19 protein-coding genes and 1 pseudogene are annotated in these 25,575 nt (G+C 39.4%); 2 read left to right on the top strand and 18 right to left on the bottom strand.

The window, feature by feature from the left end:
• Window positions 1-40: 40 nt before the first annotated feature.
• The 16 genes and pseudogenes from ATE92_RS12915 to ATE92_RS12995 all read right to left on the bottom strand — a co-directional run bounded on the left by ATE92_RS12915 (window position 41) and on the right by ATE92_RS12995 (window position 20,747).
• Window positions 41-2,887, bottom strand: coding sequence for a M16 family metallopeptidase (locus tag ATE92_RS12915; protein ID WP_369819719.1), 2,847 nt, complete (start codon window positions 2,885-2,887; stop codon window positions 41-43).
• A 178-nt stretch (window positions 2,888-3,065) separates the two neighbouring features.
• A pseudogene (locus tag ATE92_RS14275) lies at window positions 3,066-3,155 on the bottom strand (ATP-binding protein); the annotation flags it as partial.
• A 52-nt stretch (window positions 3,156-3,207) separates the two neighbouring features.
• Window positions 3,208-3,762 carry a transposase gene (locus ATE92_RS12925; RefSeq protein WP_100804107.1) on the bottom strand — a complete coding sequence of 185 codons (555 nt, stop codon included), beginning with the start codon at window positions 3,760-3,762 and terminating at the stop codon, window positions 3,208-3,210.
• A gap of 129 nt (window positions 3,763-3,891) precedes the next feature.
• Window positions 3,892-5,433 carry a YifB family Mg chelatase-like AAA ATPase gene (locus tag ATE92_RS12930; protein ID WP_100804108.1) on the bottom strand — a complete coding sequence of 514 codons (1,542 nt, stop codon included), beginning with the start codon at window positions 5,431-5,433 and terminating at the stop codon, window positions 3,892-3,894.
• Window positions 5,434-5,521: 88 nt separating this feature from the next.
• Window positions 5,522-6,193, bottom strand: a complete 672-nt coding sequence (locus ATE92_RS12935) for a response regulator transcription factor (RefSeq protein WP_100804109.1) — start codon at window positions 6,191-6,193, stop codon at window positions 5,522-5,524.
• Window positions 6,194-6,195: 2 nt separating this feature from the next.
• Window positions 6,196-6,993 (bottom strand): sensor histidine kinase, encoded by a 798-nt coding sequence (locus ATE92_RS12940; protein ID WP_100804110.1) that lies wholly within the window; start codon window positions 6,991-6,993, stop codon window positions 6,196-6,198.
• Between the two features lie 654 nt (window positions 6,994-7,647).
• On the bottom strand, window positions 7,648-7,998 hold the full coding sequence (locus ATE92_RS12950; protein WP_100804112.1) for a hypothetical protein: 351 nt from the start codon (window positions 7,996-7,998) through the stop codon (window positions 7,648-7,650).
• A gap of 89 nt (window positions 7,999-8,087) precedes the next feature.
• Window positions 8,088-10,550 carry a S8 family serine peptidase gene (locus ATE92_RS12955; RefSeq protein ID WP_100804113.1) on the bottom strand — a complete coding sequence of 821 codons (2,463 nt, stop codon included), beginning with the start codon at window positions 10,548-10,550 and terminating at the stop codon, window positions 8,088-8,090.
• Window positions 10,551-10,774: 224 nt separating this feature from the next.
• A complete protein-coding gene (gene pgi / locus ATE92_RS12960) occupies window positions 10,775-12,334 on the bottom strand; it encodes a glucose-6-phosphate isomerase (RefSeq protein WP_100804114.1) in 1,560 nt (519 codons plus the stop codon).
• Entirely contained in the window at window positions 12,334-13,191 is an 858-nt protein-coding gene (locus ATE92_RS12965; protein ID WP_100804115.1) for an N-acetylglucosamine kinase, read from the bottom strand. Before ATE92_RS12965 ends, pgi begins: the two co-directional genes overlap by 1 nt.
• A gap of 3 nt (window positions 13,192-13,194) precedes the next feature.
• Window positions 13,195-14,193, bottom strand: a complete 999-nt coding sequence (gene gap, locus ATE92_RS12970; RefSeq protein WP_100804116.1) for a type I glyceraldehyde-3-phosphate dehydrogenase — start codon at window positions 14,191-14,193, stop codon at window positions 13,195-13,197.
• 13 nt (window positions 14,194-14,206) lie between these two features.
• Window positions 14,207-15,187 carry a 6-phosphofructokinase gene (gene pfkA / locus ATE92_RS12975; protein ID WP_100804117.1) on the bottom strand — a complete coding sequence of 327 codons (981 nt, stop codon included), beginning with the start codon at window positions 15,185-15,187 and terminating at the stop codon, window positions 14,207-14,209.
• A gap of 324 nt (window positions 15,188-15,511) precedes the next feature.
• The gene (locus ATE92_RS12980) at window positions 15,512-17,503 is read right to left on the bottom strand and encodes a thioredoxin family protein (protein WP_100804118.1); all 1,992 of its coding nucleotides are present in this window, start codon (window positions 17,501-17,503) and stop codon (window positions 15,512-15,514) included.
• 7 nt (window positions 17,504-17,510) lie between these two features.
• The gene (gene tilS, locus ATE92_RS12985) at window positions 17,511-18,821 is read right to left on the bottom strand and encodes a tRNA lysidine(34) synthetase TilS (RefSeq protein WP_100804119.1); all 1,311 of its coding nucleotides are present in this window, start codon (window positions 18,819-18,821) and stop codon (window positions 17,511-17,513) included.
• 79 nt (window positions 18,822-18,900) lie between these two features.
• Window positions 18,901-20,202: an anthranilate synthase component I family protein gene (locus ATE92_RS12990; RefSeq protein WP_100804120.1), complete on the bottom strand. Its 1,302-nt coding sequence runs from the start codon at window positions 20,200-20,202 to the stop codon at window positions 18,901-18,903.
• Window positions 20,203-20,204: 2 nt separating this feature from the next.
• Complete coding sequence (locus ATE92_RS12995; protein ID WP_100804121.1) at window positions 20,205-20,747, bottom strand: NADPH-dependent FMN reductase; 543 nt, start codon at window positions 20,745-20,747, stop codon at window positions 20,205-20,207.
• Between the two features lie 213 nt (window positions 20,748-20,960).
• On the opposite strand from ATE92_RS12995, the gene ATE92_RS13000 reads away from it, so the two are divergent.
• Both ATE92_RS13000 and ATE92_RS13005 read left to right on the top strand, forming a co-directional pair.
• Window positions 20,961-22,169: a hypothetical protein gene (locus tag ATE92_RS13000; RefSeq protein WP_157809637.1), complete on the top strand. Its 1,209-nt coding sequence runs from the start codon at window positions 20,961-20,963 to the stop codon at window positions 22,167-22,169.
• Between the two features lie 29 nt (window positions 22,170-22,198).
• The gene (locus ATE92_RS13005) at window positions 22,199-23,395 is read left to right on the top strand and encodes a hypothetical protein (RefSeq protein WP_157809638.1); all 1,197 of its coding nucleotides are present in this window, start codon (window positions 22,199-22,201) and stop codon (window positions 23,393-23,395) included.
• A gap of 101 nt (window positions 23,396-23,496) precedes the next feature.
• Here ATE92_RS13005 and lpdA read toward each other — a convergent pair whose 3' ends face one another.
• Together lpdA and ATE92_RS13015 are read right to left on the bottom strand one after the other, a co-directional pair.
• Window positions 23,497-24,897 (bottom strand): dihydrolipoyl dehydrogenase, encoded by a 1,401-nt coding sequence (gene lpdA / locus ATE92_RS13010; RefSeq protein ID WP_100804124.1) that lies wholly within the window; start codon window positions 24,895-24,897, stop codon window positions 23,497-23,499.
• Window positions 24,898-25,011: 114 nt separating this feature from the next.
• Entirely contained in the window at window positions 25,012-25,470 is a 459-nt protein-coding gene (locus ATE92_RS13015; protein ID WP_100804125.1) for an Lrp/AsnC family transcriptional regulator, read from the bottom strand.
• Window positions 25,471-25,575 lie beyond the last annotated feature (105 nt).

Below are 25,575 nucleotides of genomic sequence, written 5' to 3' on the forward strand. Positions count from 1 at the left end.
GCCTAAAGGCATCCTTTTCATATTGTAATAAAACGGAAATTTACAATTTTACATCTTTCAGTTTAACTTCATTCCCATCTTTATCTACTAATTTCACTTCATCGAAGCCCATTTTCTTAAACTGCGCAAATTGGGTAGCAGCATCTCCAACAACCAGATAGGCCATTTTAGACTCATCCAGGTATTTGTTAGCAAGGGCTTTGTGCTGTTCCAGTGTCATTCCTTTAATTACGCTTTCTTCACCTTCAATATAATTTGCCGGAAGATCGTAACTACTCATTTCCTGTAGCATTCCCAGTAGATTGAATTGTGTTTCAAAACGACGTGCATTCGATTTAATTAAAGCGTTCTTGGTAAATAGTAAGTCCTCTTCCGAAATACCATCCTTATACTTGGCAATTTGTTCCTTAAAAATTTGAACTGACTCTCCGGTAGTATTGGTACGAACACTTGAGGAGGCTGTAAAGGTTCCCGGTATTTTACTACCGCTAAAGCCTGTACGTGCACCGTAGGTATACCCTTTTTCCTCACGAAGTATGAGGTTTACATTTCCTGAAAAAGATCCTCCGAGTTTGTAATTCATTACCTCAGCAGGATAAAATTCCTTATCGGTTCTTGGAAGGGCGATGTAACCAATATTGATAACCGATTGCTTGGCATTTGGAATATCCACAAAGTATAAAGATGCCTTGTCGCGATTATTGGCAACAGGATACTCGGGAATTGTAACCTCTTTGGCTGCCCATCTTTCTTCCAGTCCCTTTAAATTTTGCATCGCATTGTCCTTGTCAATTTTTCCAACTACGTGGAAAGTACTAATGGAAGGCGAGAAGTTTTTGGTGTAATATTCTTTCAAGTCATTAATGGTAAGCGCTTCCACTGAAGCTTCGGTCCCTGAAATAGGGTAACTAAAGATATGGTCTTCACCGTACAGGAGTTTGTTATATACTCTTCCGGCTACTGCATTAGGATTGGCTTCAGATCGCTTAATCTCGTTGATAGTTTTCGTTTTAATACGCGCGAATTCTTCTTCATCCCAACGAGGTTCCAATAAAATTTCTTCAATTAATTTCATGGTCTTGTCGAAATTACGCGTGAGCGTATTTCCGCGAATCACAATCGATTCGTTAGTTGTATACATATTGATAGAGGCGCCCAACAATTCAATCTCTTCTTCTAACATTTCGGGAGTTTTGTTAGCGGTTCCTTCCATCATGATGTCCGTCATCAAGTTGGCAACTCCATTTTTAGCTTTATCATCCAAAAGATGTCCGCCTTCAATAACCAAACTAAAGTTAACAGTTGGAATTTCATTCTGTTCTATACCGTATACTTCAATCCCGTTAGCTAACTTGGCTGTCCAGGTGTCCGGAATACTCAATTGAGGAGCTTCTCCTTGATCAGGCTCCACGGTTCGGTCAAAATTAGAAGGCGTCTTGGCAATTTCTTCCTGCTTGTCTTCAACCGTCTTTGTAACATTTTCTTTGATTTCCTCTTCTACAACCGCTGCCTTGGTCGAATTATCGGCAATAAGTTCCATTTTACCTTTGGGAACAAAACTCGTCATCACATAAGGCTTGTCTTTGATGTACTTGTTATACACACGGATAACGTCTTCCTTGGTCACCTTTTTGATATTCTCGATATCCTGCTCTATAAAGCCGGGATCCCCCGCAAAAACGTTGTATTGTGCCAGTTGGAATGATTTTCCTAATACACTGCTTATCCCATTGTAAAACTGTGTTTCCAGTCCTGCTTTAATCCGTTCAATATCCCGATCGGTTACACCTTCTTTTTCAAAAAGGGCAAAAGATTCAAATATTGCCGCTTCAACATCTTTCAGGTTTTTATCATTATTCGCCGTAATCCGAATATGAAATTCTCCCGCCAATTGCTGTGCATTGTTATAGGCATTGGTTTGAGAGGTTAGGTCTTTTTCCTTCACCAATACTTTATACATAGCCGCTTTTTTTCCGCTTGATAAAATTTCGGCTAAGAAATCTAAGGCATAGGCATCTTCTGTATATTGTTCAGGCGTCGGCCAAACCATATTCAATTGAGGAGCCGTGGCAAAATTATCTTCATGGAAGAATCGTTTGGTTTCGGCCAAAGTGATATTTTGAGGTTTTAAAGGCTCTACCTCCTGACGACGCTTTATCTCGCCAAAGTACTTTTCGATCATTGCCTTAGCTTCGTCGGTTTCGAAGTCACCGGCTAGAACCAAAGTTGCATTATTGGGGCCATAAAATTTATCGTAAAATTCACGAACATCCTCTACGGTAGCGCTTTGTAAGTCGACTAACTCTCCAATTACCTGCCAGTTGTAAGGATGTCCTTCGGGATATAGGTTTTTGTCAAGCACCCAATTGGTATGTCCGTAGGGATTGTTATCCACACGTTGTCTCTTTTCGTTTTGCACTACTTCCTGTTGATTGTTAAAAGCAGATTCGGTTACGGTATTAATAAGATATCCCATACGGTCACTTTCCAGCCACATAATCATCTCCATGGCATTTTTGGGTACTATTTCGTAATAAATAGTGCCGTCTTTCCAGGTTCCACCATTGAGTGTTCCTCCGGCATCTTGTATCTTTTTAAAGAATTGGTCCTGTCCTACGTTTTCAGATTCCTGAAATAACATATGCTCAAAGAGGTGAGCAAATCCTGTTCTTCCGGTTTTTTCTCGGTTGGATCCTACGCCATACTGAATGGCAAGTGATACAATTGGATCACTTTTATCCTGATGCAAGACTACATCCAAACCATTGGCTAGTTCGTATTTTTCGAAATCGAGTGATAGTTTCGCGGTTTCTTCGGCCTTTTGGGCATTTTCATTATGACACGAAGTACTCATTAATACCATTGCCATCAAAGGGATAGCAAGCATTTTTAAAAGATTTTTTGAAGTCATTTTTTGATTGTTTTTAAAAAGAGTTTAAAGATACAATCCCCGACTAGAGCGAATTCTTAAAAATGTGTTAAAAGCATCTGAAATATACTGCTATAAAAGCAAATAGCCTTTTCTTTTAAAAAGCGCGCTAGTTTTCGAGCCGGTTTTTAGCAAACTACCCAAACCACCCATCTCTATCCAAACTTCTATACTGAATGGCTTCTGAAATATGATTTCCCGGTATCGCTTCCGAAGCTTCCAAATCCTCTGGCGCGCTTTTGCAAAGCGTGCCCATCTTGCCGGTATTTGTAATGCCATTACCATAGGGGAGTTACTAGCACCCCGGGCTTTTCCATATTTCCATCTTCATAACTAGCATAACTACTGTTAATCCAATCCCTTTCATGATAAACAAATCGGGCGGCAACAGGGTTGTAATGAATATAATTCACTCTTTGTTCTACTTTTATGCATGTATCCAATAAAACCGGATGAAACCCGTCTTTCCAAAATTTATAGTTAACACCTCTTTTAATTCGCTTAGCGGCAAAACTGAATTTCTTTAACAACCATACACGTCGGCTTTCGGGGTATTCTTTTATTGTTTCAATAATTCGTTTAGATGTAAATTTTTTAAAATCCCTAATGATATCTTGTAACGCTTCCTCTTTTGAAGTAACTATCAAATGTATATGACTGGTCATGTAAACATACGCATGTACTCGCACTCCTTTATTCTGAATACAATAGTTTAGTGAGTCGTCAAGAATTTTAGCATATTTAGAACGAATAAATAAATCTACCCAATCTACAACTGTGATTGTAATAAAGGTTGGCTGTGTTTGATCGAGTACCTTGTATTTATGCGACATAACGTAATTGAATTTAAAAGTATTGCAAATACTAGCTATAGATATGCACGCTTTATAAAAGCGCGCTAGTAACGAATAGATAGGCACGCTTTGCAAAAGCGCCCTAGTTTTCGAGCCGGTTTCAGCAAACTACCCAAACCACCCATCTCTATCCAAACTTCTATACTGAATGGCTTCTGAAATATGATTTCCCGTAATAGCTTCCGAAGTTTCCAAATCGGCAATCGTTCTCGCAACTTTCAAAATTCTGTCATAGGCTCTTGCTGAAAGATTAAGTCGCTCCATGGCTGTTTTTAATAAATCGAGCGAAGCTACATCGAGCTTGCAGTACTTCCTAATTTGTTTCACGCCCATCTGTGCGTTATAGTGAATAGAATCGTACGTTGTAAATCTCTCAGTCTGAAGTTTTCGAGCGTTTGTAACACGTTCTCTAATTACAATACTGGCTTCTCCTTTACGCTCATCACTAAGTTTATCAAAGGGAACGGGTGTTACTTCAATATGAATATCGATTCTGTCTAACAAAGGACCGGAAATCTTACTCAAATAGCGTTGCATTTCCAAGGGTGAAGAAGTAACAGGAGCATCTGGGTCGTTAAAGTAACCACCCGGACTTGGATTCATACTTGCCACCAACATAAAACTGGACGGATAAGTAACAGTGAATTTCGCTCTCGAAATGGTGACATCTCTATCTTCCAGCGGTTGTCGCATTACCTCGAGGACACTGCGTTTAAATTCGGGTAATTCGTCCAAAAACAGTACGCCGTTGTGTGCCAACGATATCTCTCCGGGTTGTGGGTATTGTCCGCCGCCTACCAGTGCGACGTCGCTTATTGTATGATGCGGACTCCTAAACGGACGAGAGGTCATTACCCCTCCTTTTTCTAAAGTACGTCCTGCCACACTATGAATTTTGGTGGTTTCAAGCGCTTCGGACAAAGAAAGCGGGGGCAAAATACTGGGTAATCGTTTGGCGAGCATGGTTTTACCTGAGCCCGGTGGTCCAATTAAAATGATATTATGTCCTCCCGCAGCTGCGATTTCCATACAGCGTTTTATAGACTCCTGACCTTTAACATCGGCAAAGTCGAATTCGGGATTTTCGAGATGTTCGTAGAATTCGGCTTCCATGTCTACAATTGTAGGTTCCATAGGAACTCCTTGGTCAAAAAAGCGAATCACTTCTTCAATACTTTCGGCACCAAACACTTCAATTCCTTCAACAATCGCAGCTTCTTTGGCGTTTTGCTTCGGAAGGATAAATCCTTTAAATCCTTCCTTCTTTGCATTAATGGAAATGGGCAATGCCCCGCGAATAGGTTGTAAACTCCCATCCAATGACAACTCTCCCATGATAATATACTGTGCTAGCGGATGCTTTTCTTCAATTTGTCCCGTGGCGACCAGAATTCCCATGGCCAACGTTAAATCGTAGGCTGAGCCTTCCTTCCGCATATCGGCCGGTGACATGTTTAAAATGAGTTTCTTTCCCGGGATTTTATATCCGTTGTTTTGAAGCGAAGCTGCTATCCTGAAATTACTTTCTCTGATAGCATTGTCCGGCAGGCCCACCAAATGATAGCCTATTCCTTTATCTACATTAACTTCGACGGTAATTGTGGTGGCATCAACGCCAAACACGGCACTCCCATATACTTTTGTAAGCATTGTTTCTGTCTAAAACAGGGAGTTCAAGAGTTTTTGATGTACTAAATTAATCAAAAAATAGCTTTCAGGCTAATTTTGCCCAATGCTTTTAATCGATAATCTCTGGCGACACCAGAGTATTGTTAATAGCAAAAATAACAAGGCCGGCTATGTTCTTAACCCCCGTCTTTTCCAGAAGGTTTTTTCGATGTACTTCCACAGTTCTCGGACTTATAAATAAGGCTTCCGCAATTTCTTGTGTGGTATGTTGTTTACAGATATACTCAAGTACTTCTTTTTCACGTGGAGTAATAAAACTTTCATCAAAAATGGATCGCTCTGAGGCCTCATTTACGGAAGAATACCTGTCGTTAACAATCTGCATCACATAACTGTCATAATAAAATCCTTTATAGTATACCTGTTTTATGGTGTGTATAACTTTATCGGGGGGAGAATTCTTTACCAGATATGCGCTGGCACCCACGGCGATCATATTTCTAATAAAAGGTTTTGTATTGTAAGTTGTTAATGCTATTATATTTACGGAAGGAAATTGCCTGTGAATTATTTTGGTCGCTTCCACTCCGTTTAATTCGGGCATTTTAATGTCCATAATAATAATATGTGGCAAGTCAGTAGCATTTTCCAGATAAGTAAGAAGTTCTTTCCCGTTAGATGCTTCATAAGCTATACGTATTTCGGGGTCTCGTGAGAGAATATAAGACATGCCTACTCTGAAAAGTTCTTCATCATCGGCTAAAACTACATTTATTTGCATGTTTAACGTTGTATTTTCACCGTAATATTAATGCCATTTCCAGGGCTTGATTCCATATGTAATATTCCGGAGAGTATATCGGCTCTATTTTTTATACCGCTCATTCCCAGTCCTTTTGCCTGTTGGGCCTTTACAACATCAAACCCTTTTCCGTTATCCCGGTACTGTAAATATAGCTGGTTTTCGCCGGTTTTCATAACCAAATTAATCTGTGTGGCGTTAGAATGTTTTATTGAATTGTTGATAAGCTCTTGTACAATACGAAATAAATGAAGTTCCCTGTCACTGTCTAAAAATGCTTCGGAATACGACAAATCATGGTGTACTTCAAATTTTTTAGTATCCCCTACTTCTTCACAGAGTTCTTCCAATGCTGCTTCCAGTCCAAACTTTTCCAAAGTAGGTGGAAGTAAATCATGCGCAATTTTTCTCGAGCTTTCAAGAATGGTCGCGGTAATATTTGAGATGTGCTTTCCTATGGTATTTGCTTCAGGTGGTGTAATGTTATCTTCAGTTAAAAAATTGGCGTTGAGCGAAACAATATTGAGTTTGGAGCTAATGGCATCGTGTAAGTCCTGTGCAATGCGTTTGCGTTCTTCTTCCTGGGTTATCAACGTGGACTGAAGCACTTCCTTTTGATGTGCAATTTCCATATTGGCCTTCTCAAGTTGCGTTTTAATTATTTTTTTGCGAGAGAAATAGAAAAAAATAATTATTGCTAAAGCCATAAGAATCAGCAAACAAATTGCTCCTGTAATTATGCTTAATATTTGATCCTCACCGGTAATTAATTTTTCCATTATTCGAGGTTCTTGTTGTTCTCCTTAACGGAATAGTTTTTCCACCATTCAATTATAATTAGTATTTGAAAAAATAAGAACAGTACCTTATTAATGTTTGCGAGCTGATTAGAAATTGATTCTGTATAGTTCGAAATAAAGACTAAATTTCCTGAAGCGAATATCAATACGCTCGAAAGGAGGTAGAAAAATATTCCAATATTTACAAATTGAAATTGCTTCTTTTCGGCGAGTGATTTATAGAAATAAAGTATCGCGTAAACGACAATTATGATTTGGGTAATGCTTGAGCCAATTGGGTTGTAGCGATTGTACATTTCGGGATTTGCAATATATTGATACACTATAAATACTAACACTATAATTGTGACTATATAAATCCATTTATAGGAAAGTAACTCTTTGTAGAATAAGGATAATAAAACAAACTGAGAGACAAAATAATACACAAACAGGTGCAAATTACTCGAGCTCTCCAATACAAGATTATGATATCGCATTGAAAATTGAACAATAGCAATAGCAATCAAATAAATCGTGAAAATTTTAAACGCTTTGTTGTTAGCAACAAAGCCTCTTATATAAAGTATCGGATAAAAAATTGAAAAATATAAGGTTATCTCAGAAAAAATACCAATATACTTATCCATACAATTAATTTAACGGACTGTTCGGATCACATTGAGGAGGGCATGGTTCTGTAAAATCCCAAATGCTGTTTCCGGTTCCACTCACATCATCGGAGTTTGCTGGAAGTAAATCGACATATACGCCACTCGCGTTTTTCTTGGTGCCAACAATAATAAGTTTTTCAACGCCATTGTCAATAGCCAAATAGGCCCTTGCATTTGCTCCGGCACCCTGCGATTTAATTTCGGCAACCACACCTTCTAAATCTTCGATAGGAATTAAAAAAGCCCTTGCACTAGTGGAAGGAGAACTTCTCCAATTAGTAGTCCAATTAATTGCCTGTTGTAATGTTATTTTATTGTCTGTATTGCTCATTTTTATATAGGTTAGTTATTCGTTTCTAAAAATATAAAAAAAACCTTTGCTCATTGGCAAAGGTTTTTAGTAAGTATGTATAAAGTGCCTTATTTTTTCACTATTTGTACTACCGATGTATTATTTTCGGCAGTAACTCGTGCGAAATAGGTTCCGGCACTTAGTCTCGAAATATTCAATTGTGTCTTATTGGATGTTGACGTTTCAGAAAGTACTACCTGTCCTAATACATTCATTACTTCAATCGAAGAAATTGGCACTGCCGCTTCCACATTAAGAATATCTTGCGCAGGGTTTGGATATACTACCAAGCCTTCAATGGAAAGGTCATTTATTCCCAATACCCCTTCAACCGTAAAGCTAAACACTTCCGAATAATCTCCATCGGCACAAACGGTATTTGGCTTTACTCTCCAGAAATACTCAGCGCCTTCAGTTACTCCAAGAATCAGCACATTAGGTACTGAAACATTTTCAGAAAACTGAATATTTGTGAACGCTTCATCTCTTGCCAATTCGAAATCGTAATTATCGATCGTCTCATCTCCTAACTCCCATGAAAATTCTATCACCACAGGTAAATCCACAGCATTATCCGGAGGGTAAATCAACCCCACATCGGGTACTGTTGTTCCTAATACTCTCAAAATCACATATACGTTCGCTGTTTCGGTGGTAGCTGTACCGGTTACTTTTATTTGATAATCGCCCGGGGTGAGAGCACCTATTCCGTTTACGGTAAGCACGGCAGTCCCGGGGGAATTTAAGGAACTAGGAGCAACGCTTCCAGTAGTTCCGGCCGGTAAATCGGAAACAGTAAAATTAACCGTTTCTGAAAACCCGTCGTTAAACCCGAGGTCTATATTAAATGTGGCACTTCCATCACCGGCGCATGCCTCTTTGATTCCTTCGTGACTTGAAACCGTCATGGCTTCTTTATCAATTCCCGTTACAATTAATGAAAATACCTGACTGTCGTTTACCAATACACTTTTCTTGTGAGACACTTGAATAATGTACTCACCGGAAGCACCTGCAATTTCGATTTTTTCAATATTATCTACAATATTGTCGCCTGTTGTAGCAGCCGCCGAAAAATTAGCGGGATCCAACTTCCATGGCATAAAAGTAGCTCCTCCATCTTGTGAAACTCTTAGGTCTAAATCGTTTATCAAAGACGGCGTGCTGTCATCGTTTACACCAAAAGGCAAGAGTTCTCCTTGCACGTCGGTCCATGTTAAGGACGCAACCAAGGGATTAACACCATCGGCCTGTACCGAGAAAGTAAATACTTCCCCGTTTTGAAGTTCTTCTTCCATTATCACTGAAGAAGTACCATTGTTGGTAATAACCTCAGCCGCTCTTTCTATATTGAGCAATCCCCATCCAAATCTATAGTCGGGACCTGCCGTTGTGCCGGCTTCGTCTGCAGTATGCAATGCCAAACCTCTTAGCGAAGAGCTTAACATATACGTACTGTTGATATTATTATAATGTTGCTGTAAAAGGATTAAACTACCCGATGTATTTGGAGTGGCCATTGAAGTACCACTAAAGTTAGCGTAAGTTGTTGCCCCAACAGATGAAAACATATTAACTCCTTTAGCCGAAATATCCGGCTTAATTCTTCCGTCATCGGCAGGTCCCCAGCTACTAAAAGAGGACATGATAACACTATTTGGTCCTACGTAAACAAGCACCTCATTTACAGCTGCTACTACCAAATTGTTTTTTGCCAAACCTCTGTCGGTTAAATAGTCGTAACCCCCATCTCCCGGGTTTACACCCGACTGACGGTCATTTCCCGCCGAAAAAACAGGTAGATAATAAGGGGCACTGTAGGTTAAAACATCTACCAACCTCGAAGTTGAGTCATAAAAACCCAATTGCCACAAATCTAAATTGTTAATATCAAATCCGTATGAGTGATTCGACACTAACATTCCTCCTGCAGCAGCACCTGTCATTTCCGAATTATCACTTCCAAAATCCCATGCTTGCAAACTTCCTAAATGTGCCATTCCTTTGGCAGCTCCTCCCTGCTCGGTGCCATTACCTATCATGGTCCCGGCCACGTGCGTAGAGTGATCACTAAAAGAAGCCGGATTATCCATCTGCGTTACTCTATTTCCCAAAAGAGGGTGAGTTCCCCGCACACGACCTCCGTCCCATACTCCCAAGACCATATTTTCACCATTGAGATTTAGACCCGCACTACCACCTGTATGAACTCTGTCGGTCCGTGTGGTAATTCCACCTTCTCTGTTATGTGTCACATAATATTTTGGTTTTCCGTTTTCGAAAACTCCAATAAGCACCGCGATACCTCCATTCGGCATTTCAATTACTTCTTCCCATCCGTTAATAGCTGCTAATTCCAGCGCCTGTTGCTTATCACGTGCAAATTCTAAAGCGTATTGCGCTTCCATTTGTGACAGCAATTCCAAATCATAATTACTTATTATCTGCTCTCTTTCAGCCAAAGTTTGTGCAAACAGCACACTTGAAGTGAAAAAAACAGAAAACAAGAACAACCAAGTACTTTTTTTCATAATGTATTTTTATTAAAAGTTTTATAAGAATGCCGAAAGTATCAAAAAAAGTTGAGGTTTAAAATTTTTAACAACGGATTGCGCCATTATTTTAACTGAAAAGCCGTTCGCTTTTGTCAATTGACTAGTTCACATAACTTCTTTCGATAAAAACAGTTCTCAGTGAGTACCGATTAAACGAAAAATGAAAAAATTGAAACTTTATAAAATAACCATAGAATTTCTTAATATCGATCAAGTAAGCGCTGTGTAGAAGAATTTTTTATGACGCTTGTATTTTTTTGTTCTAGAGCAGAAAGTGTATTCTTTGCCAAGGTTTTTCCTAATTCCACACCCCATTGATCATAACTGAATATATTCCACACAATTCCTTGTACAAATAGTTTGTGCTCATACATTGCGATAAGGCTTCCTAACGATCTTGGCGTTAATTTTTTGATTAGTATGGTGTTACTCGGCTTATTGCCATCAAATCTTTTAAATGAGTTTTCAACTGTATCGCCAAAAGTTCCCATCAATAAAGCCTCTGTCTGTGCCAGACAGTTCGCCGATAATTTGTCCTGATGTGTTTTGTTTCCGTGAAGTGATGCTGCAAAAGCTATAAAATCGGTTGGAATTAATTTCGTTCCCTGATGCAATAGTTGAAAAAATGCATGCTGCCCGTTTGTTCCGGTACTGCCCCAAATAATTGCTGAGGTTTGATAGTCGATTGGGTTTCCGTTTCTATCAATACTTTTTCCGTTACTTTCCATAACAGCCTGTTGCAAATACGGAATTAATTTCTCCAAATAGTGAGAATACGGGATGACAGCTTCGGTTTCAGATTCAAAGAAGTTGGTATACCACACAGAAAGCAATGCCAATATCACGGGTATATTTCCTTCAAATTTGGTTTCTTTAAAGTGAATATCCATACTGTGAGCCCCTTTTAAAAGAGCTTCAAAATTTTTATATCCAATCGCGCAGCAAATCGACAGTCCAACGGTACTCCACAATGAAAACCTACCCCCAACCCAGTCCCACATAGGGAATAAATTTGTGGTGGTGATCCCAAAATTTGTAACTGCAGTCTCATTTGCAGAAACAGCAACAAAATGTTTTGAAATGGATTCTTCAGTTGTTGTTTCCAAAAACCAATTTCTAACCGTAGTGGCATTGGTTAAGGTTTCCAAAGTAGTAAAGCTTTTGGAGACCACTATAAACAAAGTTGTTTCTCTATCCAGCTTTTTCAAGGTTTCCTGTACATGGTCGCCATCCACATTCGAAATGTAGTGTACTTCCAAATGATTCCTGTAAAATTGAAGCGCCTCATTTACCATATCGGGACCCAAGTGGCTCCCACCAACTCCAATATTCACAATGGATTTTATTGGTTTTCCGGTGTATCCTTTCCAATCTCCATTGCTGATAGATTCTGAAAAAGATTTCATTTGCTGAAGTGTTTTTGCAACCTCAGGTTTTAAATTTTTAAAATCCCTGAGCGCGGTGTGTAGCACAGCCCTGCCTTCGGTTTCATTAATTTTTTCTCCTTGAAACTGTTGTGCAATCGCGTCCTTTAAATTTACTTCATTAGCTAACCGAAGCAATAGCGATAAGGTTTCATCTGTAATTCTGTTTTTTGAAAAATCCACATAGAAATCGTCCCATGTAATGGCCATTCGAGTGGCCCTGGCACCATCTTTTTCAAACAACTCCTGCATTTTTACATTTTTTATTGCAGAAAAATGTTGCGTGAGTTTTTTCCAAGCTTTGGTGGTTGTTGGATTAACAGAAGGTAACGGCATTAGTGATTCAGTTTGTTTTCTTTGTAATAATTTATCAATCCATCAATGGGTCTTCTAACGATATTCCCCAGTTCCAAATTGTGAGTGCGAAAGCAATCGCGAATAATTGTTTCTGAAAAATGCGCAATGGAACCTATAAAATGAATAGGAACTTTTGTCGCTTCCGGAAATGTTAGAATTCGGCATTCAATAAATTCTTCGATTCCCTTTTTTATCAGTTGGTAAAAATAGTCGTTTAATTCTGAAGCGCTAAAAATAAATTGGGCAAAAGATGCCAGATAGGCATTGGGATTCGGTTTCTTGTAAATATTCAGCTTAATTTCGTCTGCATTCAGATTAAATTCCTGCTCGAACTGTGTTGCAATCTGCTTCGGCATTCTACCGTAGTAATAATCGGTTATCAATTTTTTTCCGAAGTAATTCCCGCTGGCCTCGTCCATTAGCGAATAACCAAGCGCCGGAATTGGCGTGTGAATCTTACTTCCGTCGAAATAGCAACTGTTAGACCCTGTTCCCAGAATGCAGACAATCCCCGGTTGGGTTGTGGCCGCATATACTGCGGCTGTTAAATCTTCCTGTACCACAACAGTTGCGCTTTCAAATAGTTCCTGTAGAATTTCCGCTAATAATTTCTTGGGAGTTTCGGTGCCACATCCCGCGCCGTAAAAATCGAGTTGTGTAACTTCTTTAAAAACATTTTGTAATTGAGAATTGGCAACAATTCGATTGTACAATTCTTCCTGCGGAATTACAGCCGGATTCAAGCCTTCGGTTCGAGTTTTAAACAGAATTTCGCCTGAAGAATTCAGTAAAATCCAGTCGCATTTGGTAGATCCTCCGTCAGTAATTAAAGTCATACGTTAAACTGTTGCAATGTAAGCGGTTAAGTCGATGAGTTTAGCCGAATAGGCATATTCATTATCATACCAGGCCACTAACTTAAAGAAATTATCATTAAGCGCAATTCCGGCTTCCGCGTCAAAATTACAGGTAAAAGCGTTCCCCACAAAATCCTGTGAGACCACAGCTTTTTCGGTATAAGAAACAATGCCCTTGTAATCGCCTTCTGAAGCTTTCTTAAAAAGTAGTTTCAGATCATTGTAGGTTGCCGGTTTTTTAGTCCGAACGGTAAGATCTACCACTGAAACATCGGCTGTAGGTACTCTAAACGCCATCCCGGTTAATTTTCCTTCCAGTTTCGGAATTACTTTGGTCACAGCAACTGCTGCACCAGTTGTGGTAGGAATTATGTTTCGCAATGCACTCCTACCAAGTCGATAATTTTTGCTTGAGGGGCCATCAACTGTTAGCTGTGAGGCCGTGGCAGAATGTACGGTCGTCATAAGCCCTTCTACTATTTCCAAATGATCATCTATAATTTTTGCCATGGGAGCCAGACAGTTGGTGGTGCAGGATGCGTTAGATACAATGGTATCTTCCGGTTTTACATCCAAATGATTTACACCCATAACAAACATAGGGGCTGTTTTGGAAGGTGCCGAAATCACTACTTTTTTAGCTCCGGCTTTTAGATGTGCGGTAGCCGATTTGATCTCTTTAAATATTCCGGTGCAATCGATAATAATTTCTGCACCTACGGCATCCCATTTTAAGTTGGTGGGATCTTTTTCGGCGGTCACCCGAATGGTTTTTCCATCCACAATTAAATTTCCATCCTTCACATCGACAGTTCCGGGATATTTTCCATGAACCGAATCGAATTCCAACAAATAGGCTAAGTGATCTACATCCAGCAGGTCGTTTACGGCAACAATTTCTACATTCTTATTTTTAGCTGCAATGCGGAAGGCAATTCTCCCAATGCGGCCAAAACCATTTATTCCAATTTTTGTAATCATATATTTTCTGAAATTATACAGAGGTAATATCTGCAACTCGTATTAATTCGGTATCCAATTCGTTTTCTCCCTGTATGGCTTCATCAAAAGGTACCGAAGTCACTTTGTTATGAACGATACCAATCATCACATCCCGCTCGCCCCGAAGCAATGCATCGATAGCTCCTACGCCCAATCTGCTTGCCAAGACTCTGTCGAAACAACTGGGTGCTCCTCCACGTTGAATATGCCCCAAAACTGTGACTCTCACTTCGTATTCCTTTAGGTTTTCTTCTATGTATTTTGCGAGTTCAAAAATGTTTTTTCCAATTTGATCTCCTTCAGCAACCACAACGATACTGGAAGTTTTTCCCGATTTTTTACTGCGTTTCAGGGATTCTAACAATCTGTCTTTCCCTAAATTCTCTTCAGGAATTAGAATCTCTTCGGCTCCTGCCCCTATTCCGGCGTTTAAAGCGATATCTCCTGCATTCCTACCCATTACTTCAACTAAAAACAATCGGTTGTGAGAATTGGCCGTATCACGAATTTTATCGATGGCTTCAACTACCGTATTCAAAGCTGTATCATAGCCGATGGTATAATCGGTTCCGTTAATGTCGTTGTCTATTGTTCCGGGTAATCCAACAATTGGAAAATCGTGTTCCTTGTTGAAGACCGATGCTCCTGCAAAAGTTCCGTCACCCCCAATTACAACCAGAGCGTCTACTTCAAATTTCTTTAAATTATTGAACGCCTGCTGTCTTCCTTCTTTTGTGAAGAAGCCTTTCGATCTTGCCGATTTTAAAAAGGTACCGCCTCGGTTGATGATATTCTTAACCGAACGCGCATCCAAATCTTTGAAATCACCTTCTATAAGTCCTTCAAAACCTCTAAAAACACCTACACATTTCAAGTTGTGATATGCGCATGCCCTTACTACTGCTCGCAGGCCGGCGTTCATACCGGGAGAATCCCCGCCACTTGTAAGTACTGCTACTTTCTTAATTTTCATACTGGCAAAGCTTGACCATAAAGGTAAATGGTATTTTTAATTTAATTGAACTCTATCTGCTTTAATATTCTCGACAAAATACGTGTTAGTACGTATGGATTGGTGTGCCTTTGAAATTTATCTTTGAGATTGAATTAGTGAATCAGTGTCAAAATATTTTTTGTGGGGATAGAAAATCTTTTTGATACAGCATTTAAGAGGTTATTTTAATATACTTTTTAAAATTTACTAAGTTAGGTTTGTTATAGCGTCCGAACGAAAGTCCGGACGCTTTTTTTTATAGCTTTTCTAACGTATTTAGGGATATAAATGGTGATACGTTGTTTATTTTTTTGCTTCGTTAAAATGTCGAAGACCTTCCTTTAACCAATACAGGTATTCGTCGGCATTAGGAGTATATGCGGTTGGTTTATTCAGCAGATTAAAATCTGAATCCATCAACACATAATAGGGTTGCGAATTGTTCTTAAAATTTACGGTTTGAAAGGTAGCCCACTTATCACCTATCGTCTTTATCTTCTTAACGCCACCCTTCGGTTTGAGGTAACTGAATTTTTCTTCTTCCTCCAATTCTTTTCGATCATCGACATACAATGAAATTAATACATACTCTTTGTTTATCACATCGAATATATCTTCACGACTCCACACCTGCTCTTCCATTTTTCGACAATTCACACATGCCCAACCGGTAAAATCGATCATGATAGGTTTCCCCGAAGCTTTCGCGGCAGCAACTCCAGTTTCGAAATCCTTGTAAGCTTCCAATCCTAACGGAGCTTCAGTGCCCTTGTCGTACAGGCTGTAAAATAAAGGTGGCGGGAATCCGCTTAACAGTTTCAAATTCGCATAACTGGAATTTGTCAACCCGGGTATTAAATACAACATAAAGGCAAAACTCAATGTCCCTACAAAGATATTTCCTAATCCCGGACGCTTCTTTTTAGGTCCGTCGTGCGGAAAGCGAATTACTCCGAATAAATACAGCGCCATTCCTAAGGCACATAGAATCCAGATGGCTATAAATATTTCACGTTTCAACAAACCCCAATGCTCTACCAAGTCGGCGTTCGAAAGGAATTTAAAGGCAAGTCCTAATTCTATAAAACCAAGTACTACCTTAACCGTGTTTAGCCAGCCGCCGCTTTTTGGTAGATTGTTCAACCAATTCGGGAACATAGCGAATAATGCAAAAGGCAATGCCAACGCCAAACCAAAGCCTCCCATTCCCATGGTAAGCTGCATGGCTCCTCCATCGCTGGAAAGTGAACCTCCCAATAGAGATCCTAAGATTGGACCTGTACATGAAAAAGATACTATCGCCAAGGTCAAGGCCATAAAAAAGATTCCAATAAATCCGCCAACGCTCGTCGCCTTATTGTCCATTTTCGAACTCCATGAACTCGGTAAGGTTATTTCGTAAAAGCCGAAGAAAGAAAATGCAAAGACAATAAAAATGATAAAGAATATGATGTTGAGCGTAACATTGGTCGAAATATTATTTAAAATTTCGGGGTCGACCGAGTCCAATAAATGGAACGGTAGACTTAACAACACATAAATTATAAATATAAACAGGCCATAGAGTATGGCGTTGGCCAAACCGTTTTGTCTGTTTTTAGCACTTTTGGTAAAGAAGGATACTGTGAGAGGAATCATTGGGAACACACATGGTGTTAACAACGCAATTAGTCCGCCCACAAAGCCCAGTAAAAAGATGGTCAAAAATCCTTTTTCAGAATCTTCTTCCACGGGTTCGAAGGTTTCTTTTCCTTTAATATCTACAGATAATGCCGCTGTTTTTTCAAGGTCGGCTTCGGTAAGTTCGGCCGATGTTACTGTCGCTTTGCCATCGTCCAGACCTAGTTCAAAGGTTTTCGTCTCGGGAGGTAAACATTTTTCATCGTCGCATACCGAATAATACACCTCGACGTTTATCTTCAGCTTGTCGGGGTTTATTACTTTAATGGCTTGAATAAAAACCGCCTTCTTTTCAAAAAAGACAATTTCGGCTTCAAATACAGGGTCCCAAAAAGGTTTCACATCAGGCTCCTTTGTTTTTCCAACCAATTGGAACGTTTCAGGAGATGCATTATAGGTGAATTCGGTAGGAATAGGACCTAATTCAACATCGGCTTCCACCTGACTGTATAAATGCCATTTATCCTCTAGTTGAGCGGTAATGATGATATTGTAAAGATCTCCGGATTCTTGTTCCACCTTCACATCCCATTCCACCGGATCTAAAAATTCCTGTGCCGTTATTGTGGCACAGCACAAACTCATTAAAACAAAAAGTAAGGTTAGTTTCTTCATAATTAATTTAGGGAGTGTTTGTTATTTTTAAAATATGCTTTGTATCCGGGGTTACTTTAAATCTATCGTCCAAACGCATTCCAACTATCCAAACAATTTTGTGATTTGTACATAGCAACCAAATTTTTTCTTTCGCCACCAAAGATAACTTTTCATCTTTAAAAAACTTACTCAATTTCTTTTTTCCTTGCATACCAAAGGGTTGAAATACATCGCCTTCACGCCATTTTCGAAGTTGTAATGGAAAGCTTATTTTGTCTTTATCCACGTATACCTCAGTGGGGGTACTATTTCCTATCTTTTTGGTGGATTTTAATGTAATATGAATTGGATTGTCAATTTCTTCATCATTTTCCTCAATAAAATATTCTGTTTTTTTTGCTTCGGAAGTGATTTGAGTGAGTAAAAGCGTGTCTCTGTCCTTTAATAACCGATGCGTTTTTGAAACAATTTGTTTCCCGCTTTGTGCCTTCACCAATTCCGAAATATCCTCCCAGGCCGTAAATCCGAAGCCAACAAGCAGTTCGTATAACACAGCATTGGTGTTTGGCAATTCCTGAAGTCTTTTGCTGTCAATTCGATATCCATCGGACATTTCGGTAACGACCAAATTATAAATTAACGCCATATAGTCGTCGATTAATAACTGACTCTCCTGAAGATGTTCTTGCGTTTTCTGAAAACTTTGCAACAAGTTGTTGCTCGCCTCCTTATACTTCGGGATTACCTCCAGCCGCAAGGCATTGCGCCAATAATCTGACTTTTTATTACTACTGTCTTCACGCCAGTGTAAGTGATTCTCTTTTGCATGCTTCAGAATTTCATTTCTGGAAAAGGGAAGCAACGGACGCACAACAGACTCGTTGACTGCCGGAATTCCCGTTAATCCTCGTAAGCCGGTGCCTCGTGAGATGTTAATTAAAAAAGTTTCTAGGTCGTCATCGGCGTGATGTGCTGTTACAATATAGTCGAGTTTAAAATCTCTCTTAATTTCATCAAACCAGCGATAGCGTAGTTCGCGAGCCGCCATTTGAGTGGAAAGCTTATTTTCGGAACCGTATTTTTTAGTGTCAAATGTTTCGGTAAAAACCGGAATTGAAAACTTATCGGCCAAATGCACTACAAATTGTTCGTCCTCGTCGCTTTCCTTTCCGCGAAGCGAAAAATTACAATGCGCTAAAGATATATCGTAATCTGAAAGTTTCAATAAATGTGTAAGCACCACACTGTCCAATCCCCCACTGCAGGCAACAAGGATTTTTTTACCCTTCAGAAGTGTATGGTTTTTGTCAATATGTTTCCGAAATTTTTGAATCACAAAGAGTGCTTAAAGGTTTTTCACAAAGTTACACAAAGAAGCCACAATGTGTGTGAAGAGAATTTTATAATACATAAGTTTAGTTTTCAAGAACTTCCCGCATGGCTTTTGCCTTCAATAAACATTCTTCGTATTCGTTTTCGGGAATCGACTTTGCCGTGATCGCCCCTCCCACCGAAAAACTTACATAGTTGTTTGCTGCGTTGTACAAGATGCTGCGAATAATTACATTAAAATCGAAGTCTCCATTCGGGGCAAAATAGCCGACTGCTCCACTGTACAAACCGCGTTTGGCGTCTTCTAAAGCTTCAATAATTTTCATCGCCGAAATCTTCGGAGCTCCTGTCATACTCCCCATTGGAAAGGTGTTTTTAATAATCTCGATATTTGATATTGAAGGAGCAACACGGCAGGAAATGGTAGAAATTAATTGATGTACCTGCTCGAAAGTATATACTTTACACAATTCTTCTACAGTAACACTTCCTTTTTCGGCAATTTTAGAAAGGTCGTTACGCACCAAATCGGTTATCATAATATTTTCGCTGCGTTCCTTAGGATCTTCCATCAATGCTTCTATCATTTTTGTATCGGCATCTGCATCTATCATTCGTTTGGCAGTTCCTTTAATGGGTTGAGAAATCACCTTTTTTCCTATTCGTTGTAAATAACGTTCGGGAGAGGCGGAAAGCAAATAGTGATCCTGTAGTTTAAAGAAGGTAGCAAAAGGGGCTTTTGAAATTTCATTAAGGTGTAAATAGCTTTTAACAGGATTTAGAACTGCCCCTTCAGAAAAAAATTCCTGACAAAAATTGGCTTCATAAATATCCCCGCGTTCGATATGCGATAACATTCTATGCACTTTCTCGAAATACGAATCTTTGGAGGTACGTAAACTAATTTTAATTTCCGGATTTTGAGTTTCACTACTATGATTAGATGATTCGTCTATTGCTGATATTGTTTCCCAATCGGTCGCAATTTCATCGTCTACCATATTTAGATATCGGATTTCAGCTTCGTGTTCAGAAAATAAAAAGATCTTTTTTGGTTGAAAAAAATACAGATCGGGAAAATCCAGAAAGTCACTGTTTTTGGAAGACAGCGCTTCAATATCGTTTTTAAGATCGTAGGTTAAATAGCCGAACAACCAGTCTTTGGATAGGGTTTGATATTCTTCAAGTTTAGAAAATGCGTTGTGGGCATCTGTTTTTATCGAAGTTAGTGCATCCACGGCAAGGATTGCTTTGTACTTGGAATGTGCCTGTGTGTGCTCATTGGAATCCAGCCAAACCACTTCTTCAAACTGCTGTGCCCAATGGAGCAATTTGGACTTGAAGTTTTCAGTAAGTGTGACAGGGTATTTCTTATGCGTACGCATGCTTATTTTTCAATTTGATGCAGAAAATTTTGGAGGACATCCATAAACCCCAGATACAATAGCTCATTGGAAATTTCCTTTTTCTCTACCGAAAAGTTTTCAGAAAAAGAAGGAAATGCAAAACTGTCAACAATTTCCCCGTTGAAACGAGGGACTACAAGTTTGCTGTATTCTAAAGCGGCAATGCCACCTCTCGCCCCATTAGAAGTGCTCATAAGCAAAACTTTTTTACCTTCTAAAAACTTGTATTCCAATCGTGAAAGCCAATCGAGAATGTTTTTGAAAAATGCAGAAACATTCCGGTTGTGTTCATTTACAGAAATTAGTAAGGCATCTGCCTCTTTAATCTCATTATTGAGCATTCTTAGCGCTACAGAATATCCTTCCTTTTTCTCTAAATCTTCACTAAAAAGAGGGATGTCAAAATCGGTTAAACGTATTAATTTTACTTTATGACCGTCAATTTTTGAAGCTGCAAAGGATACAAATTCATGATTAATTGAGGTGCTGCTATTACTTCCTGCAAAGGCTAAGATTTGTTTCATTTTTCAAAGATATTCAATTAAAAACAAATCAGTTTTGTCGCATTTTCCTACTAATTTATCTTAATTATAAAGTTAATTCCTACATATTTTGTGTCGTTCGTCGAACAAAGAATTCATCTCAACGAATAGTTTTGAAATTGAGGCGTTTACATTTGGAGGGAATCGAATTCCGAAGTAATATTGACCCAAGATAACCCCAAATTATCGCTACTTATGAAAAATATTACTTATGCAATTTTTGCAGTATTACTGTGTATATATGCCCCCGCAATTGCACAAGTTGGAATAGGAACTTCCTCTCCTAAAAGCATGTTGGATATCCCGGCATCGAACCCCGCATCCCCTTCTAATAAAGACGGAATTTTAATACCAAGAATCAATGCCTTTCCTTCGGTTAATCCGGGAAGCAGTCAAGATGGTATGTTAGTTTTTCTAACTACTGCAACCGGAACTTACAAAAAAGGATTTCATTATTGGGACGATACTCCTAAAAAATGGATTGCATACAATGGCGAATGGTCCGATGGAAATGTGCCCCAATCCCGTGGTGACTTCAACAGTAACCTCATCTATGCACAACAAGCTTCCGATGGAGGTGTAGATGTTGTGATACTGGATTCGGGTCAAATAGGAATGGGAACAAGTAATTTGGAGGAAAGCTTAGAGCTAAAATTGGCCGGAGATAACGATATTCAAATTTCCAGTGCATCGCCCCCGGATGCACCTCAATTAGTATTTTATACTACTAATGGCTCCTTCGCCTCCCCACAATTTATGAACAACGACGAACCTATTGGATATATCACCGGTAAGGTTTGGACCGGTACGGGAAAATCGGGTGACGTTGCCAATATTCAGATTAAGTCGGACGGGAATCATTCCGCAGGGAGTTATCCCACAAAAATAGAATTTAATGTTACCGGACCCGGAAGTACTAATATTAACGAATATGATCCCGAAATGGTAATTAGCAGTAAAGGAAATATGGGTATTGGATTAAATAATCCATCTGCTGTTCTGGAAATTAAAGCCGGAACTTCTATAGCTAATACAGCCCCCTTAAAATTATCTTCAGGACCAAATCTGTCAACTGCTGAAACAGGAGCCATAGAATACGACGGTACCAATCTTTATTTTACACCCGGTACATCACGAAAATTATTATTGAAGGGGCTAACAAATACCGGAAACCTTGATTTTCCAAATATTGGGAGTCGAGGAACATCCGAATTGACCATGACCGTTGCAGGAGCAGCCGTAGGTAGTTCTTGTTCGTGCGCCCCCAATAGTTCAATTGAATCAAATTTACAATGGAGTTGCTATGTAAGTGGCGCCAATACCGTGACTGTTCGACTAACCAACGTCAGCACCGCGTCCGTTAATCCTGCTAATAAAAGTTGGAAAGTATCGGTTATTGAATAAATCTACTACAAGCCCCTAAAAATTTAGTTATGAAAACTCATACTCTCCTATCGATAATATTAATGTCGGTTACTACCGGTTTAATTAGTCATGCACAAGTTGGGGTTAATAATCCAACTCCCGGAAGTATCCTCGACATACAGGCTTCAAGTCAGGCAAATCCTTTAAATACAGATGGAATATTAATTCCCCGAGTAACCGATTTATCCGATGTTGACCCCGGAGCCGAGCAGGATGGAATGCTTATCTTTTTAGCATCTCCGCTTGGAAACTTAAAAAAAGGACTTCACTATTGGGACAATTCTCCTAAAAAATGGATCCCTTATGGTGGTGATTGGCTTGATAGTTATAACGGTGAATTGAAAGATTTGTCATACGCCAATCAGGCGAATGCTAATGGTGTTTCGGTCGTAGTCCTTGACAACGGAAGAATTGGAATGGGAACCGACAATCCTGTTGCTAGTCTTGAAATTAAACTCCCCGGTGACAATGATATTCAAGTTGTGAGTGCGTCGCCCCCAAACGCACCCAATCTAATTTATTACACTAAAAATGGAACATTTGCATCGGGCGCATTCTTAAATAATAATAATCCCATTGGTGAAATTACAGGAAAAGTATGGACCGGTGGTGGAGCCTCTGGAAAGGTAGCTCAAATTAGTTCTCTTGCCGATGGATCGCATAGTAGCGGAAACCTTCCTACAAAATTTACGCTTTCGACAACGGCAAGTGGGAATACTTCCGAAAGTCAGAATGGTAATGAACTTACCATAAAAGCTACAGGAAAAGTTGGCATTGGAATTGATAATCCAACTGCTGTCTTACACCTAAAAGCAGGTTCTGCCGGCGGGAATTCGGCTCCAATGAAATTCAAGGCAGGCAGCAATCTTACGACGCCCGAAAACGGAGCCTTTGAGTTTGATGGAACACACCTTTACTTTACACCAAACACCAAAAGAACAATTCTACTAAAAGGATTGACCAACACAGTAACTTTAAACTTTCCATTGATATTAAATGGAGTTACAAGCGAACTTACTCTTCCCGTCCCGGGTGCAACTACAGGAAGCGTGTGTGAGTGCGCTCCTTCCGGAGCCATCGAAACGGGTTTACAATGGAGTTGTTATGTGAATTCGGCCAATATAGTGACAATTAGATTGTCAAACATCACTTCAGGTTTAATAGACCCCGTAAACAGAAGTTGGAAAGTAACGGTAATAGAATAAATTAGAAGTATCACCGGTCCCCCCTGCAGTCTTGACCGGTGACAAAAAAAAGCCATCCGTTTTTGCGGATGGTTTTTTATTCTATGCAAAATTTATATAACTTAAATATGCAACGCTCTGTCTGCAGTTGCAGCTAAAGCCGCTTCCTTTACAGCTTCCGCATAAGTAGGATGTGCATGACTCATTCGAGCGATGTCTTCGGCACTTGCCCTGAATTCCATAGCAGTAACGGCTTCGGCTATTAAATCGGCTACCCTTGCTCCTACCATGTGTACTCCCAATACCTCATCGGTGGTTTTATCTGCCAAGATTTTTACAAAGCCATCGGTATCCCCACTGGCTCTGGAACGTCCCAGGGCTCTCATTGGAAACATACCTGCTTTGTAAGCAACGCCGGCTTCCTGCAATTGTTCTTCGGTTTTTCCAACTGAAGCAACTTCAGGCCAGGTGTATACCACCCCGGGAATTAAATTATAGTCAATATGTGGTTTCTGACCGGCAATCGTTTCTGCAACAAAAACACCTTCCTCTTCGGCCTTATGTGCCAACATAGCGCCTCGAATAACATCACCTATTGCGTAGATATTCTTAATATTGGTTTGTAAATGATCGTTTACATCAATCATTCCGCGTTCGGTAATTTTCACTCCTGCTTTTTCAGCTTTCAATCCGTCGGTAAAAGGTCGGCGACCCACTGAAACCAAACAATAATCTCCCGTAAAGGTAACCTCGGTATCTTTCTTATCGGTTGCTGTGACTGTGATTTCATTTTTCTTTCTGGCAACAGCCGAAACCTTATGAGAAAGATAAAACTTAACGCCTTGCTTTTTCATCACTTTGGTAAGCTCCTTGCTTTGAGCACTGTCCATGGTTGGGATAATACGATCCATATATTCAACCACTGAAACTTCAGCGCCCAGTCTGCGATACACCTGACCTAATTCCAATCCAATTACTCCTCCGCCGATTACAATTAAATGTTTGGGAACTTCTTTTAGGGTTAAAGCCTCGGTTGATGTAATGATTCGTTCCTTGTCAATTTTTATAAAAGGGAGTGTTGAAGGCTTGCTTCCTGTGGCAATAATTGTATTTTTCGCCTCAATTGTTTCGGTTTTCTTTCCTGTAATCTCAATATGAGTTGCGTCTTTAAAAGCGCCTGTTCCTGTAAAAACATCCACTTTGTTTTTATTCATTAAGAATTCAATCCCTTTTGTAGTTTGATCTACAACCGATTGTTTCCGCTCAATCATTTTTTTAAAATTAAGCTTCACTTCTCCGGGAATTTCAATTCCGTGTTCTTCAAAATGCTTCATGGCATCCTCATAATGGTGTGAAGAATCCAACAGAGCCTTACTTGGGATACAACCTACATTTAAGCAAGTGCCACCTAAAGTATTATATTTTTCAATGAGTGCGGTTTTCATTCCAAGTTGTGCACAGCGAATAGCTGCTACATATCCTCCCGGACCTGAACCTATTATTGCAACATCATAAGTACTCATAAAATGTGTTTTAAATTGAACGAAGACACCTCAGTTTTACTTTGGCGTTTGAAGTTGCAAAAGTACAAATGTTTTGCGGTTGGACAAGGTGAGTTCCATATGAAAATCGACTTATTAGAGTGACATTGCAGTGGTGTTTTTTACCTCACTGATTGTAAACGAACTTTGGGTGCTTCCAATGTGCTGTAAGGTGGTGAGTTTGGTAACCATAAAGTTCCGAAAATGTGTCATATCGGTTACTATTACTTTTAATAAATAATCGTACTCCCCACTCACATGAAAGCATTCAAGTACCTCATCCAACTGAATAACTTCAGCTTCAAATTTGGTTAGATATTCTTTGGAATGTTGCGCAAGCTTTATCTGACAAAAAACAGAAAAACCCAAATTGACTTTCTCTCTGTCCACTAGGGTTACATATTTTCTAATGACTCCACTTCGTTCAAGTTTTTTGATACGTTCATATACCGCGGTAACCGAAAGATTAAGCTTATGAGAAAGCTCTTTGTTAGTTTGCTTACAGTCCTCTTGCAAATGTTTCAGTAGTAATGTATCAATTACATCTAATTTCATTCTGAATATTTTTCCGAAATATATTTAATTAATCCGTTATGTGATACTTTAAAACTATATTTTTTGGCTTTTATAGTTTTATTTTCTGTCAAACAGCAAACTGAT

The sequence above is a fragment of the Ulvibacter sp. MAR_2010_11 genome, from assembly GCF_002813135.1.
In the GTDB taxonomy this organism is placed as follows: Bacteria; Bacteroidota; Bacteroidia; order Flavobacteriales; family Flavobacteriaceae; genus Altibacter.

Excerpts from the sequence above, each read along its gene's own strand:
- ATE92_RS12915 (WP_369819719.1), bottom strand. The coding sequence starts at position 2,887 with ATGCTTGCTATCCCTTTGATGGCAATGGTATTAATGAGTACTTCGTGT.
- ATE92_RS12925 (WP_100804107.1), bottom strand. The coding sequence starts at position 3,762 with ATGTCGCATAAATACAAGGTACTCGATCAAACACAGCCAACCTTTATT.
- ATE92_RS12930 (WP_100804108.1), bottom strand. The coding sequence starts at position 5,433 with ATGCTTACAAAAGTATATGGGAGTGCCGTGTTTGGCGTTGATGCCACC.
- ATE92_RS12935 (WP_100804109.1), bottom strand. The coding sequence starts at position 6,193 with ATGCAAATAAATGTAGTTTTAGCCGATGATGAAGAACTTTTCAGAGTA.
- ATE92_RS12940 (WP_100804110.1), bottom strand. The coding sequence starts at position 6,993 with ATGGAAAAATTAATTACCGGTGAGGATCAAATATTAAGCATAATTACA.
- ATE92_RS12950 (WP_100804112.1), bottom strand. The coding sequence starts at position 7,998 with ATGAGCAATACAGACAATAAAATAACATTACAACAGGCAATTAATTGG.
- ATE92_RS12955 (WP_100804113.1), bottom strand. The coding sequence starts at position 10,550 with ATGAAAAAAAGTACTTGGTTGTTCTTGTTTTCTGTTTTTTTCACTTCA.
- pgi (WP_100804114.1), bottom strand. The coding sequence starts at position 12,334 with ATGCCGTTACCTTCTGTTAATCCAACAACCACCAAAGCTTGGAAAAAA.
- ATE92_RS12965 (WP_100804115.1), bottom strand. The coding sequence starts at position 13,191 with ATGACTTTAATTACTGACGGAGGATCTACCAAATGCGACTGGATTTTA.
- gap (WP_100804116.1), bottom strand. The coding sequence starts at position 14,193 with ATGATTACAAAAATTGGAATAAATGGTTTTGGCCGCATTGGGAGAATT.
- pfkA (WP_100804117.1), bottom strand. The coding sequence starts at position 15,187 with ATGAAAATTAAGAAAGTAGCAGTACTTACAAGTGGCGGGGATTCTCCC.
- ATE92_RS12980 (WP_100804118.1), bottom strand. The coding sequence starts at position 17,503 with ATGAAGAAACTAACCTTACTTTTTGTTTTAATGAGTTTGTGCTGTGCC.
- ATE92_RS12990 (WP_100804120.1), bottom strand. The coding sequence starts at position 20,202 with ATGCGTACGCATAAGAAATACCCTGTCACACTTACTGAAAACTTCAAG.
- ATE92_RS12995 (WP_100804121.1), bottom strand. The coding sequence starts at position 20,747 with ATGAAACAAATCTTAGCCTTTGCAGGAAGTAATAGCAGCACCTCAATT.
- ATE92_RS13000 (WP_157809637.1), top strand. The coding sequence starts at position 20,961 with ATGAAAAATATTACTTATGCAATTTTTGCAGTATTACTGTGTATATAT.
- ATE92_RS13005 (WP_157809638.1), top strand. The coding sequence starts at position 22,199 with ATGAAAACTCATACTCTCCTATCGATAATATTAATGTCGGTTACTACC.
- lpdA (WP_100804124.1), bottom strand. The coding sequence starts at position 24,897 with ATGAGTACTTATGATGTTGCAATAATAGGTTCAGGTCCGGGAGGATAT.
- ATE92_RS13015 (WP_100804125.1), bottom strand. The coding sequence starts at position 25,470 with ATGAAATTAGATGTAATTGATACATTACTACTGAAACATTTGCAAGAG.